General features: G+C 59.3%; 10 protein-coding genes and 1 pseudogene. 3 read left to right on the top strand and 8 right to left on the bottom strand.

Going from position 1 to position 13,617, the window contains the following annotated elements:
• The first annotated feature begins 102 nt into the window (after window positions 1-102).
• Entirely contained in the window at window positions 103-1,014 is a 912-nt protein-coding gene (gene lpxC / locus ACP7BE_RS10815; protein WP_019823785.1) for a UDP-3-O-acyl-N-acetylglucosamine deacetylase, read from the top strand.
• A gap of 50 nt (window positions 1,015-1,064) precedes the next feature.
• Here lpxC and ACP7BE_RS10810 read toward each other — a convergent pair whose 3' ends face one another.
• The 8 genes from ACP7BE_RS10810 to ACP7BE_RS10775 form a co-directional block, all read right to left on the bottom strand.
• Window positions 1,065-2,609, bottom strand: a complete 1,545-nt coding sequence (locus tag ACP7BE_RS10810) for a GGDEF domain-containing protein (protein ID WP_306452942.1) — start codon at window positions 2,607-2,609, stop codon at window positions 1,065-1,067.
• A 35-nt stretch (window positions 2,610-2,644) separates the two neighbouring features.
• Window positions 2,645-4,138 (bottom strand): sensor domain-containing diguanylate cyclase, encoded by a 1,494-nt coding sequence (locus ACP7BE_RS10805; protein WP_426105807.1) that lies wholly within the window; start codon window positions 4,136-4,138, stop codon window positions 2,645-2,647.
• A gap of 85 nt (window positions 4,139-4,223) precedes the next feature.
• The gene (locus ACP7BE_RS10800) at window positions 4,224-5,543 is read right to left on the bottom strand and encodes an OprD family porin (RefSeq protein ID WP_095025447.1); all 1,320 of its coding nucleotides are present in this window, start codon (window positions 5,541-5,543) and stop codon (window positions 4,224-4,226) included.
• Between the two features lie 191 nt (window positions 5,544-5,734).
• The gene (locus ACP7BE_RS10795; RefSeq protein WP_095001528.1) at window positions 5,735-5,959 is read right to left on the bottom strand and encodes a hypothetical protein; all 225 of its coding nucleotides are present in this window, start codon (window positions 5,957-5,959) and stop codon (window positions 5,735-5,737) included.
• 254 nt (window positions 5,960-6,213) lie between these two features.
• Window positions 6,214-7,557 carry a heavy metal sensor histidine kinase gene (locus ACP7BE_RS10790; RefSeq protein WP_095025471.1) on the bottom strand — a complete coding sequence of 448 codons (1,344 nt, stop codon included), beginning with the start codon at window positions 7,555-7,557 and terminating at the stop codon, window positions 6,214-6,216.
• A gap of 28 nt (window positions 7,558-7,585) precedes the next feature.
• Window positions 7,586-8,260 (bottom strand): heavy metal response regulator transcription factor, encoded by a 675-nt coding sequence (locus ACP7BE_RS10785; protein ID WP_095001527.1) that lies wholly within the window; start codon window positions 8,258-8,260, stop codon window positions 7,586-7,588.
• An 8-nt stretch (window positions 8,261-8,268) separates the two neighbouring features.
• The gene (locus ACP7BE_RS10780; protein ID WP_150629211.1) at window positions 8,269-11,364 is read right to left on the bottom strand and encodes a multidrug efflux RND transporter permease subunit; all 3,096 of its coding nucleotides are present in this window, start codon (window positions 11,362-11,364) and stop codon (window positions 8,269-8,271) included.
• A complete protein-coding gene (locus tag ACP7BE_RS10775; RefSeq protein WP_095018301.1) occupies window positions 11,361-12,506 on the bottom strand; it encodes an efflux RND transporter periplasmic adaptor subunit in 1,146 nt (381 codons plus the stop codon). Before ACP7BE_RS10775 ends, ACP7BE_RS10780 begins: the two co-directional genes overlap by 4 nt.
• A 270-nt stretch (window positions 12,507-12,776) precedes the next feature.
• Here ACP7BE_RS10775 and ACP7BE_RS10770 point away from each other — a divergent pair, with 270 nt between their 5' ends.
• Window positions 12,777-13,004: a hypothetical protein gene (locus ACP7BE_RS10770; protein ID WP_095001524.1), complete on the top strand. Its 228-nt coding sequence runs from the start codon at window positions 12,777-12,779 to the stop codon at window positions 13,002-13,004.
• A 152-nt stretch (window positions 13,005-13,156) separates the two neighbouring features.
• Window positions 13,157-13,438, top strand: a pseudogene (locus ACP7BE_RS10765) (PAS domain-containing protein); the annotation flags it as partial.
• Between the last annotated feature and the right edge of the window lie 179 nt (window positions 13,439-13,617).

Below are 13,617 nucleotides of genomic sequence, written 5' to 3'. Positions count from 1 at the left end.
CAGGGGTATTAAGGTGATTGGTGTTCAGCAAAGGCTCGGTCTGCTATTATCGCCAGCCTTTGTTGATACCAGTTCGCAATTTGCGCTGAAGCGGCCAATGCCATGATTAAACAACGCACCCTGAAAAATATTATCCGTGCCACAGGTGTCGGCCTGCACTCCGGTGAGAAGGTCTACCTGACCCTCAAGCCTGCGCCTGTGGACACCGGCATCGTGTTTTGTCGTGCAGACCTTGACCCTGTTGTGCAGATCCCTGCGCGCGCGGAAAACGTCGGCGAGACGACGATGTCGACCACGCTGGTCAACGGCGATGTAAAAGTAGACACGGTAGAGCACCTGCTCTCGGCCATGGCTGGCCTGGGGATCGATAACGCCTACGTCGAACTCTCCGCGTCTGAAGTCCCGATTATGGACGGTAGCGCCGGACCTTTCGTGTTCTTGATTCAATCTGCCGGCCTGGAAGAACAGGACGCGCCGAAGAAGTTCATCCGCATCCTGCGTGAAGTGACAGTGGAAGATGGCGACAAGCGCGCCACTTTCGTCCCTTTCGAAGGCTTCAAGGTGAGCTTCGAGATCGATTTCGATCACCCGGTTTTCCGTAACCGTACCCAAAGTGCAACCGTGGATTTTTCCAGCACTTCGTTTGTAAAAGAAGTCAGCCGCGCGCGTACCTTTGGTTTCATGAGTGATATCGAGTACCTGCGCAAGCACAACCTCGCACTCGGCGGTAGCGTGGAAAACGCCATCGTGGTCGACGCGGATGGTGTACTGAACGAAGACGGCCTTCGCTATGAAGACGAATTCGTGAAGCACAAGATCCTCGATGCAATTGGCGACCTTTACCTGTTGGGCAATAGCCTGATCGGTGAATTCAAGGGCTTCAAGTCTGGCCATGCACTGAACAACCAGCTGATTCGCAAGCTGCTTGAACAGACCGATGCGTGGGAAGTCGTGACCTTTGAAGATGCCAGCACTGCACCGATTTCGTATATGCGTCCGGTTGCGGCAGTTTAAGTAAAACTTCTTTCTCTAGTTTTTGAAGGCCACCCTCGGGTGGCCTTTTTTTATGTTTCGTTTTTAGGTTTCAGCGCATTCAGGCCGGTTTCATTGATATCCATCACCCGATTGCGCCCGCGTTTTTTGGCCTGATAAAGCGCTTTGTCGGCAGTGCTGAGCAGTTCTTCCCGGTCGTCGCCGGGTTTGGCGTAGCGGGTGCAGGCGCCCAGGCTCACAGTGAGTTTTTTGGTGGTGGGGTCGACCGGCTCCATTTGCTCAACCGCGGCGCGAATTTTTTCTGCCAGCAGGCGCGTGCCTGCCGCGTCGGTTTCGGTCAGTACTACCGCGAATTCTTCACCACCGTAGCGGGCCACCAGGTCGGCGGGGCGTCGCACATTGGCCTTGATGACCCGGGCGACCTGGCGCAGGGCCTCATCCCCTGCCTGATGACCATAAGCATCGTTGAAGGGCTTGAAGTGGTCGATATCAATCATGATCAGTGACAGCGGCGCGCCTGTACGTTGTGCGCGGCGCCATTCCAGATCCAGAGTCTTGTCCAGCATGCGCCGGTTGGCCAGTCCGGTCAGCGGGTCGGTGGCGGCCATGGCGGCGAGTTCGCCTTCGGCGCGCTGGCGCAGGCGCAATTCGCGTACCAGCAACCAGGTCAGCCACAGCAGGCCCAGGCACAGCAGCAGGGTTGCGCTGCCGATCAACAGGGCCGTGTGTCGCCAGTTGCTGAATATATGCTCGGTGGACAAAGCCACCACCACCAGCAAGGGTAACTCGCTGACCTGGGCGAAGTTGTAGAGGCGCTGCAGGTGATAGATACCGGACACGGCGGTAAAGCTGCCGTGGCGCTCGGTCAGAAAACGCAGGAAGATCGGCGTGTGCCCCAGGTCCTGGCCGGTATAGAACATGGTGGTGGCCGGGTACTGGATCAGCATGATGCCTTCGCTGCTGACCAGGCTGATATTGCCGGTGGGCCCCAGGTCCAGGCCGCGAAACAGGTTCTGAAAGTAGCTCATCTTCATCAGGGCCACGGCGACGCCGCCAAACCTGCCGTCCGGGGTAGTGATCCTGCGGCTGAGTACCAGGCTCCAGTCATTGGGGGCATCGCTGGCAGGCAAGGGGCGGCTGATAAAGATGCCTTCATTTTGCCCCTTGAGATGAACCTTGAACCAGGACTGTTGGCGAGCGTTGTTGAGCAGGGGCTCGACCGGGCGTGAGCCGGCAATCACCTTGCCGTCGGCATCCAGCACAAAAAAACCGGCATTGGACGGCGCCTCGGCCGCTCTGTCGAAAAGCAGGGGTTGTTGCGTCTGCGGCGAAAGCGAGGCCAGCGCCTGGCTTTGCACCAGGCTGACCAGGCTGTTGAGCGCCGAGTCATAGATGGAAATGGTATTGCGGATATCACGGCTGATCAACTGCACGATATTCAAGGCAGAGCGAGCCGCATCATCTTCGGTATTGCGGTATTCCCTGACCAGCAGGTAGCCGACGATGTTCACAATCGCAACCACCGACAGGGCGCTGGCCCAGACCAGCATGCGGCGGGTGATAACCGGTGTGCGCAGATGATATTTAATGGCTTGACCCTCTGAAGAAAAAACCATGTACAGCGGGCCTTTCATTCAAGGCTGGCACTCACTCAGGACAACTCTGCTGCACTGATTACGCAATTGCGCCCGGCCTTCTTGGCCTGATACAGGGCCTGATCGGCGCTGTTGATCAAGCCTGCTAGCTGGTCGCCCGGTTTAACCTGGCGGGTACTGACCCCCATGCTGGTGGTGAGCCGGCGATGGGAGGGCGTTAACGGTTCCAGTTGTTCGACGGCCTGGCGGATGCTCTGTGCCAGGTTGTACGCGCCACTGGCATCGGTATCGCTCAGCACCACTGCAAACTCTTCGCCACCATAACGGGCCGCCAGATCTGTGGAACGGTGCATGCACTGCTGGATAGTCCGTGCCACACGTTTCAAGGCCTCGTCACCGTCCTGATGGCCATAGGTGTCGTTGAAATTCTTGAAATGGTCAATGTCAAACATGATCAGCGACAGCGGCTTGCCTGAGCGCTGCGCCCGCCGCCATTCCTGTTCCAGGGTCTGGTCCAGCTTGCGGCGGTTGGCCAGCCCGGTCAGCGGGTCGGTGGTTGCCAGCGCTTCGAGCTGGCGCTCGGCGCGTTGACGCAAATGCAATTCACGGCCCAGCAACCAGGTGAGGACAAGCAGGGCGCTACATAACATGAGCGTACCGATACCGACCAAAATGGCGTTACGCCTCCAGGCGCTGAACACATCATCAGTGGCCAGTGAGACCACCACAATCAACGGCAGGTCACCGACCTCGGAGAAATTGTATAGCCGCTCTTCGCCATCAATGCTGGAGAGGGCGATAAAACTGCCTCTGTGTTCGTGCAGAAAACGGACAAACACGGGGTTGTTGCTCAGGTTGGTGTGCGCGTCGGCGGATGCCGGTTCCGGATGCTGGGTCAGTGGCGTGCCATCGGTACTGATCAGACGGATAAACCCATGGGGTTCCAGGTCGAGCCTCTGGAACAGGGTCTTGAAATAGTCCAGCTTCATCTGCGCCACCGCGACGCCGAGAAACCTGCCGTCTGGCCCGGAAATCCGCCGGCTGAAGCTGATGCAGCAAATGCCATCGTTTTCAGCTGAGTCAAAAGGGTGGGAGATAAACAGGTTGGGGCTGTTGGAGTCACGGTGCTCCACAAAACTTGGCCAGTGGCTGAAGTTTTCTTTGGGGCTGACTTCAGTGCGTGAGTCGGCGACCAGGTCGCCTTGGGCATTGAGCAGGTAAAAGCCGCCATTGGCCGGGGTCTGTTCGGCTTTATCGAACAACAGCATATGTTTCAGCGGCAGGGAGACACTGTTCAGGTCGCTGCGTTTTGATACGTCGATCAGTGCGTTGAGCGCTGAGTCGTAGAGATTTACCGTGTTTTGAACGTCACGCCCGACCAACTGCACGATATTGAGGGAAGTGCGGATGGCGGCCAGTTCTGCGGTGCGGTGTTCGCGTACCAGCAGGAAGCTGACGATGCTCAGAATGGCAATGATTGAAACGCTTGTGGCGCCGATCAGCAGGCGTAGGGTCAGCACGTTACTGCGCAAGATATGCTTGATGGCCATGCTCATTGTCGCCCTGGGTTCGGCCCCATAAAATGAACGCAATCATATGAAAAGGCCAGCTTTACGCTGGCCCTTTGTTCATGGATTAAAACACATCAATAGGATAGTCGATGATCACCCGATACTCATCCACATCGCTGTCCACGCTCTGGTAGGCCGTGTTGCCGCGGTTGGTGGCCCAGCGCAGGGTCACTGCCAGATCCTTGGCCTTGCCTTCCTGGATCACGTACTTGAGGCCCAGGTCGCGTTCCCAGTGATGGGCGTTCTTGCCTTCCGGGTTGTACCAGTTGCTGTAGCCGATGCTGTCGGGGGCGGCCTTGGTCAGGTCCAGCTCACCCCGTGAATACGACGCACTGGCGGTCAGGCCGGCGATACCGAGGCCGGCAAAGTCATACTCATATTGCAGCTTCCAGGAACGCTCGTTCGGGCCGTTGAAGTCCGAATATTGCTGCGAGTTGTCCAGGTAAACGCTGTCGCCCTGATAGATATAGTCGAAAGGCGTGTTGCCATTGACCCGCTGGTACACCGCGGTCACCTTGTGGCCGTCAATGCCGAGGGCCAGGTGCAGGCTGAAGGTGTTGTTGTCGATATCGCCCAGCAGGGCCTTGCCGGTGTCCTGGGTGTGATAGTAGTGCAGGCCGGGGTTGAGGGTGATGCCCTCGCTCAACTCCCAGGTGTAGTCAAAGTCGTAGTAGTACTGGTTCCAGATGTCCTGCAACTGGGCGGCGTAGAGGTTGCTGGTGATTTCTGGCACGCCGCTCCAGGACGCGCCGGCCCAGGTGATGTGCTTGCTGCTTTGATCGCCCAGGTCACCGTAGGTGGTGGTCAGGCGGCGCATGCCACTCTGGTTGTAAGGTTTTTCAAAACTGACCTGGCCGCCTTCGAACATCCAGCCTTCGAAGCTGGTGTTGGTCAGGCTGACACCGCGAAAGGTCTGCGGCAACATGCGGGTTTCACCGCCGGCTATTACCGGATTGGTGAGGAACATATCACCGGCTTTGAGCTCGGTATCGAAGGCGCGGATTTTCAGTGCGGCACCGGCAGACGAAAAGGCGGTAGGCGCTTTGCCGTTGCCATCACTGACTGGCAGGATGCTGCTGCCATCGGTGCCACCACCGCCATCGAGCTTGAGCCCGAGCAAGGCGTAGGCATCCAGGCCGAAGCCTACCGTACCCTGGGTGAAGCCCGACTCGAACTTGCCGACAAAACCCTGGCCCCATTCCTTGCTGTCATCAGCATGGGGGCTGCGGATATCGTGGTTCATATAGTAATTGCGGGCGTGGATCTTAAGGCTGGAACCTTCGATAAAACCGTCTTTGGTTGAGTCTTCGTCGGCGTGGGCGTAGGTGGGGATCGTTGCAGCCAGGGCAATGAATAACGGACTGAGTTTGTGTGAGTACTTCACCAGTTTGTTGCTCCTTGAAAGTGGCGGCAGTTTTTATTTTCTTTGCAAATTCTGTTCTTGTTCGAAGGGCTCCCAGTGTTGGCAGCGCTTTTTTTAAAACAAAAAAAAGCCGCTATGATAGCGGCTTTTGAAACAGTCAGTCACATGTGTGACAGATGACCGACTGGGTCGGGAAGTCTGCGAGTGAGCAATCAGCTGTCTTTGGCTTGATCGGAAACACTGGCTTTTGCCTGTGTAGGCTGCGGTTTTGCGTCGTTTTGATGGCGTGCTGTCAGCTCTGCCTGATGCTGTTCAAACGATGCCGCGCGGGCCGCATTTTGTGCGACGAATGCAGGGGACTCTTCCGCCATGGCCAAAGGCGACAACAACAAAGACGACAAAACGAAAACGCTAGCCATACCCATACTGCTGGACATTTCAAAGACCTTCTTGCTTAGCAAGTGCTGTGTGATGGGTTAAATCTATAGCGCCAGGCAGGGGCGAAAAAGCCTTGTTTTAGACAAGGACTTTTGCGTTTTGAGTAACAAATGCGAGGGCCGTGGACTAGAGCCTCGGCAGCTACAGGAAAACTGCAACTGTGGGAGCGAGCCTGCTCGCTCAGGTCGTTCGCGAGCAGGCTCGCTCCCACAATAGGGTTTGACCTGCAACAGAGTATCTACAGTGCTACAGGTCAAGCGGGCAGATCCAACCCGAATGTATTGCGCCCGCCGTCGCTGTGCACAAACACCTCGCCGCCATGCATCTGTGCAATCGCCTTGACGATGGCCAACCCCAGCCCGTGGTTGGCACCGCTGTTGTGGCGGGCCGCGTCCACCCGGTAGAAACGCTCGAACAAGCGCGGCAAGTGTTCTGCGGCAATCGGTAGGCCGGGGTTGCTGATGCTGATTATGGCCCGCCCGGAATTCTGCTCGATCGACACCTCGATCGCTTGCCCGGCTTCGGTGTGCTGCACGGCATTGTTCAGCAAGTTGATCAGCGCCCGGCGCAGGTGGGGTTTTTCGATATTGACCCGGGCATCGCCGCTGACCCGCACCACAACCCGGGCGTCTTCAAGAATAAACTCCAGATACTCCAGGGTGGTCGCCACTTCATCTGCCAGGGAGGCGCTCGACAGCTTGCTGGCCTTGCTGCCCTGATCGGCGCTGGCCAGGAACAGCATGTCGTTGATGATGCTGCGCAGGCGCTCAAGCTCTTCGAGGTTCGACTGCAGCACTTCAAAGTAATGCTCGGCCGAACGCCCCCGCGTCAGCGCCACCTGGGTCTGGCCAATCAGATTGGTCAGCGGCGAACGCAGTTCATGGGCCACATCCGCATTGAATGACTCCAGCCGGGTCCAGGCCTGCTCGACGCGGTCCAGGGTCGAATTGAAGGCACTGACCAGTTGGTCCAGCTCCGGAGCCAGCGGTGCCAGGTGCAAACGCCCCGACAGGCGCGGTGGAGCCAGCTTTTGCGCTTCTTCAGACAGCTTGATCAGCGGCTTGAGGCCGATGTGCGCCACCCAATAGCCGAGCAATGAGGCCAGCAGTACGCCAATCGTTGCCAGACTTATCAGGGCAAGCAGCAAGTGATGCTGGGTCTGGCGAAAGGTCTGGGTATCGATGGCAATCAAAAAGCGCAGCGCCGGGCGCTGCTCTTTGGCTGGAATTTCGCTGATCAATACTTTGAACGGGTAGGCCTGGCCGGGCAGGCGCAAATCCCGCACGCCCACGGGTCCTTGGGCAAATTTGCGCACGGCTGACTCGGGGTTGCCGTACTCATAGGCCGGGTCTGAACTGATCGCCCAAAACCGGATGCGTTTGTCCTCTTCGCTGAGCAGCTTGAGCTTGGTGCTCATCTTGGCCCAGTGCTCGGCGTTGCCGTAGCGGTTGATCGATGACTCAAGCACGCTGTAGCGGGCATCCAGCTCCGCTTCAGGCAGGCGGCCGATACTTTTGTCGACCTGCTGGTACAGCGCTCCACCAATCAGCACAAACACCAGCAACGCCACCAGGGCGAACATTGCGCTCAGGCGCATGGCGATGGAGTTCAGGACGGCGGGGCGCTTAAACACTGCGCCGCTCCAGCACGTAGCCCATGCCGCGAATGGTGTGCAGCAGCTTGTGTTCGAATGGCCCGTCGAGCTTGGCGCGCAAGCGCTTGATCGCCACTTCGACCACGTTGGCGTCACTGTCAAAGTTGATGTCCCAGACCATCTCGGCAATGGCGGTCTTGGACAGGATCTCGCCCTGACGACGGGCCAGCACGCTGAGCAATGAAAACTCCTTGGCGGTCAGGTCCAGGCGGGCTCCGGCGCGGCTGGCCTTGCGGCTGATCAGATCTATCCACAGGTCGTCGACGGTCACTTGCACCGGCTCGTGACCGCCGCTGCGGCGGGTCAGGGCTTGCAGGCGGGCCACCAGCTCCAGGAACGAGAACGGTTTGCCCAGGTAGTCGTCGGCGCCTTCGCGCAACCCGCGTATGCGGTCTTCCACCCGTTCGCGGGCGGTGAGCATGATCACCGGGGTTTGCTTGCGCGCGCGCAAGGCCCGCAGTACGCCAAAGCCATCGAGGCCAGGCAGCATCACATCGAGCACGATCACGGCGTAATCGCTCTCCATTGCCAGGTGCAGACCTTCGATGCCGTCGCGGGCCACATCCACTGTGTAACCCTGCTCGGTCAGGCCGCGGTGCAGGTAGTCGGCGGTTTTTTCTTCATCTTCAATAATCAGAACGCGCATGACCCGCCTCAGTGATTCGTCGCCAGCAAGCTGACGGGTTTGGAACGATGGAACAGTCGTTCAAGCCACAAGTATATGACCGGCGTGGTAAACAGCGTCAGCGCCTGGCTCACCAGCAGCCCGCCGACAACGGCAATCCCCAGTGGCTGGCGCAGTTCGGCGCCGGTGCCGTAGCCCAGCATCAGCGGCAGGGCGCCGAGCAGCGCGGCGAGGGTGGTCATGATGATCGGCCGAAACCGCGTGATACACGCCTGGTAGATAGCCTCTTCGGGGCTCAGGCCACGGGTGCGCTGGGCATCGAGGGCAAAGTCGATCATCAGGATGCCGTTTTTCTTGACGATACCGATCAGCAGCACCAATCCGATCAGCGCCATGATCGAGAAATCCTGGCCACATATCCACAGCATCAGCAGCGCGCCAAGCCCGGCCGAGGGCAGGGTGGAGATGATCGTCAGCGGGTGTACAAAGCTCTCGTACAGCACCCCCAGAATGATATACACCGCCACCAGCGCCGCGAGGATCAACCACGGCTGGCTGGCCAGCGAGCTTTGAAAGGCCTGGGCGGCGCCCTGGAAGTTGCCACTGATGGTGCCGGGCATGCCGATATCGTTTTTTGCCTGATCGAGCATCAGCACCGCATCGCCCAGGGCCACGCCGGGGGCGAGGTTGAACGACAGGTTGGCGGCCGGGAACATGCCGTCATGGCTGATGGACAACGGCCCGCTGATGGGCGCATCGACCCTGGCCACGGCCGACAGCGGCACCATTTCCCCGGTCAGCGGCGAGCGCAGGTAGAAGTAATTGAGGCTTTCGGCCTTGCCGCGCTGCTGCGCGTCGACTTCCAGAATCACGTTGTACTGGTTGGTCTCGGTCTGGAACTCATTGACCTGGCGCTGACCGAAGGCGTCGTACAGTGCTTCATCGACATCGGTGGCGGTCAGGCCAAAGCGCGCCGCCGCATTACGGTCAATGCTGATATGGGTGATGCTGCCGCCCAGTTGCAGGTCGTTGGACAGATCTCGAAAGGCCGGATTGGCGCGCAGTTTTTCGGTCAGGCGCTGGGTCCAGGTGGTGAGCGTCGGACCATCGTTGCTCTTGAGCACATATTGATACTGACTGCGACTGGGGCCCGAGCTGAGGTTGATATCCTGGCCGGCACGCAGGTACAGCACGATGCCAGGTACCTTGGCCAGTTGCGGGCGAATGCGGTCGATAAATTCGCTGGCCGACACGTCGCGCTGGCCGCGGTCCTTGAGGGCAATCCAGAAGCGGCCGTTGGCGATGGTCTGGTTGCTGCCGGTCACGCCCACGGCATGGGAGAACGCCTGCACGGCCGGGTCGTTGCCGATGATCTCGGCCAGCGCCAGATGCTTTTGCGTCATGTCCGGGAATGAAATGTCGGATGCCGCCTCGGTGGTGCCGAGTACAAAGCCGGTGTCCTGCACCGGAAAAAAGCCCTTGGGGATCAGCACATAGCCGGCGATAGCCATGGCCAGGGTCACGGCGAAAATCCCCAGCATCAATCGCTGATGCGCAAGGGCCCGCTTCAGGCCTTTTTCATAGAGGCCCAGCAGGCGCTCGCCAAAGCCCGGCCTGGCATCCGGCTTGTGTTCCGGTGTGCGCATAAACAGCGCGGCCAGTGTGGGCGCCAGGGTCAGCGATACCACCACGGAAATCATGATGGTCGAGGTCGCGGTCAGGGCGAACTCCTTGAACAACCGCCCGACCACCCCGCCCATAAACAGCAGCGGGATAAACGCGGCCACCAGTGAGACGCTGATGGATACCACGGTAAAGCCGATCTCGCTGGAGCCCTTGATCGCTGCGTCGCGCATGCTTTCTCCGGCTTCCAGATGGCGGTGGATGTTCTCCACCACCACAATCGCATCGTCCACCACAAAGCCCACCGCCACCACAATGGCCACCAGCGTCAGGTTGTTGAGGCTGAAGCCCAGCACATACATCAGCGCGAAACTGGCGATCAGCGACACGCCGAGTACCGCCGACACAATCAGCGTGGCCGACCACTGGCGCAAAAACAGCGCCATCACCGCAACCACCAGCAGCACGGCGATCAGCAGGGTGATTTCCACTTCATGCAGGGAGGCGCGAATGGTCTTGGTGCGATCGCTCAGCACCGTCACTTCGACCGAAGCCGGGAGCATGGCCTGCAGACCGGGCAGGGCGGCCTGGATGCGGTCTACCGTGTCGACGATATTGGCCCCCGGTTGGCGCGAAATCACCAGGTTGAGCCCCGGCTGGTGGCCCGACCAGGCCTGTACATAGTCGTTCTCGGAACCGTTGATAACCCGTGCCACATCCCGTAGCTGCACGGGGGCGCCATCCTTGTACGAGACGATCAATTGGCCGTATTCATCCGCGTCGAACAACTGGTCGTTGGTCGACAGCGTAGAAATGCTCGACGGGCCATACAACGCGCCCTTGGCCAGGTTGAGGCTGGTTTGCTGGATCGCCAGGCGGATATCGGCCAGGGTCAGGCCGATGGCCGCCAGCTTGTCGGCCGAGGCCTGGACGCGGATCGCCGGGCGTTGCTGACCGGTGATATTGATCAGGCCCACACCATCAATCTGGCTGATTTGCCGGGCCAGCAGGGTTTCGACGTAATCGCTCAGTTCAGTGCCGGGCATCTGCAGCGAACTGATGCTGAGGATCAGTACCGGGCTGTCGGCCGGGTTGACCTTCTTCCAGGTCGGCAGGGTCGGCATGTCCTTGGGCAGTTTGCCGGACGCGGTGTTGATCGCTGCCTGAACCTCTTGCGCGGCGGTGTCGATGCTTTTGTCGAGGGTGAATTGCAGGGTCAGGGTGGTCGAGCCCAGGGCGCTGCTGGAGGTCATCTGGGTCATGCCGGGGATGGCGCTGAATTGCACCTCCAGGGGCGTTGCCACCGAAGACGCCATGGTGTCCGGGCTGGCGCCGGGCAATTGCGCAGATACCTGGATGGTCGGGAATTCCGCCTCGGGCAAGGGCGCCACGGGCAACCGGGGAAAGGCAATCAGCCCCACCAGCACCAGGGCGAAGGTCAGCAATACCGTGGCGACCGGGTGATCGACACACCAGGCGGACACCGAGCGGCTGCGGGTCATGGCTGCACCCGGGCAGCCGTTGGCCCGCTCAGGACTTCAACCCGCGAGCCGGACTTGAGCCGCGACTGGCCATCGCTGACCAGTGTGTCGCCGGGGTTGACGCCGGTGATGATGCTCAGTTCGGTGTCCTGAAAAGTCAGCTGCACGGGAACGGTTTCGACCTTGTCGCCGCTGACCCGGTAGACGAAGTAATTATCCAGCCCGCGCTGCACCACTTGCGGTGGCACCACCAGCGCGTTGCGGTCCAGTCCGGTCTGGATCTCGACATTGACCAACTGGCCGGGCCACAAGCTTTGCGTGGAGTTGTCGAACTGAGCCTTGGCCTTGATTGTGCCGGTGGTTGCCGAGACCTGATTGTCGATCAGGCTAAGGCGGCCCTCGCCCAGTTGCGTGCCGCTGCTGCCGGTATTGCCGACAAAGGCTTTGACCCGGGCCGGTTGTTTGGCCGTGAGCAAGTCGTGGAGCAGGGGCAAGTGCTGCTGGGGCAGGGAAAACTCCACGGCAATGGGGGCGATCTGGGTCACGGAAAACAGCCCCTGGGCATCGCTGACCCTTAGAAAGTTACCCGCATCTACTGCGCGAATGCCCACGCGCCCGCTGACCGGGGACTGGATTTGCGTATAGGACAACTGCACCTGTGCCGCGGCAATCGCCGCCTGATCACCCTGGGCCGAAGCTTTGAGCTGATTGACCAGGGCTTGCTGCTGATCGAGGGTTTGCCGGGACACGCCATTGTCCACGCTCAACAACTGATAGCGCTTGAGGTCGGCCAATGCGACCTGCAGTTGCGCCTGGTTCTGTCCCAGTTGGGCCCTGGCCTGATCCAGGCTGGCCTTGATCGAGCGGTCATCGAGAGTAGCCAGCAGGTCGCCAGCCTTGACCGTCTGGCCTTCCTTGACCCGAATACCCGTGAGGATGCCGTCGATTTGCGGACGTATGATGACGCTGTGCAGCGACAGTACGGCGCCAATCCCGTTGATATAGCGCGGTACATCCTGTTGCAGGACTTGCACGACCCGCACCGGCACTGGCGCGCTACCTGCCGATTTGCCGGGCGCCGGGCGATTGAGCCACCAGACACTGCTACCCATCAGGGCAATCAGCAGCGTGCCCAGCAAGATTTTTTTGGTTTTATTGGGCATGCCGGATAGACGCCGTGTGCGTGGAATGGGGGCTTATAGAAAGGTTATAGCGTGTGGACCCGGTCATAACGGTGACGGCTAACTGACATTTGTGACAGCTTTAAGGTTTGTAGCAGCTGCCTCGTTCCTTCGGCAGCTGCTACGTCACGGGTTTTCACCGCGGCTTGGATTATTTTTACGACCAGCGAGTGCAACCTATACAGGGTGCGCAGGTATACTGGGCGGTCTTGCGCCATCCGGCCTGTTTATTTCCCGTATATCGGAGCTTTCATGACTTCTCCTACACCAACGACCGCTCCTGATGCCGTGAGCACCGAGAACCTCGATACCCCGGAAAAACCGGTCATTCCTGCGTTCACTTTTCCGTTCAAGCCATCGGAGTTTGCCAAGGCCAAGTCCCAGGGCAAGGCGTACTACCAAAAAAGCGGCCTCGGCGGTCATGATAAAACCCCTAACGCGCCCCCTCATGGCACCCGCAAAACCATGGGTAAACGCTAATTTTATGCCCTAAAAAGTGGCAATATGCCATTAGTGTTTGTTCAGGCCTGATTAACTCCTTTAGTCATGCGCCAGATCAGTATTTGCTTAATAGGTGCGCTTAGAGTCGACGACCCTGCCGACTCTTCTCTAATAATCCGAGCGCGCCCGTCATGAAAATCAATCTACCGATTACCGGCCGATCCGTTGATTTTGCCCCCGACGCCAACATCCTCTCCACCACTGATCTCGACAGCACCATCACCTACGCCAACCCTGACTTTATCGAGGTCAGCGGTTATGAACTGAGCGAGTTGCTGGGCACCCCGCACAACCTGCTGCGCCATCCCGACATGCCGCCCGCCGCTTTCAGCCATATGTGGCAGACCCTCAAGGCGGGGCGCTCGTGGATGGGGATGGTGAAAAACCGTTGCAGAAACGGTGATCACTATTGGGTCAGCGCCTATGTCACGCCGGTGATGAAAAATGGCGAGACCGTCGAGTACCAATCCGTACGGACCCACCCGACTCCTGAACGTGTCGCGGTCGCCGAGGCCCACTACGCCGCTCTCCGCTCGGGGCGCAAACCGCTGTTGCCGGCCGGCTTGCGCCTTGGCTTGGGGGGCAGGCTGGC

Source organism: Pseudomonas sp. TWR1-1-3, from assembly GCF_049896805.1.
Taxonomy (GTDB): Bacteria; Pseudomonadota; Gammaproteobacteria; order Pseudomonadales; family Pseudomonadaceae; genus Aquipseudomonas; species Aquipseudomonas bubulae.
The sequence above is the reverse complement of the archived record's forward strand: the minus strand, read 5'-3'. Positions and strand labels throughout refer to the sequence as shown.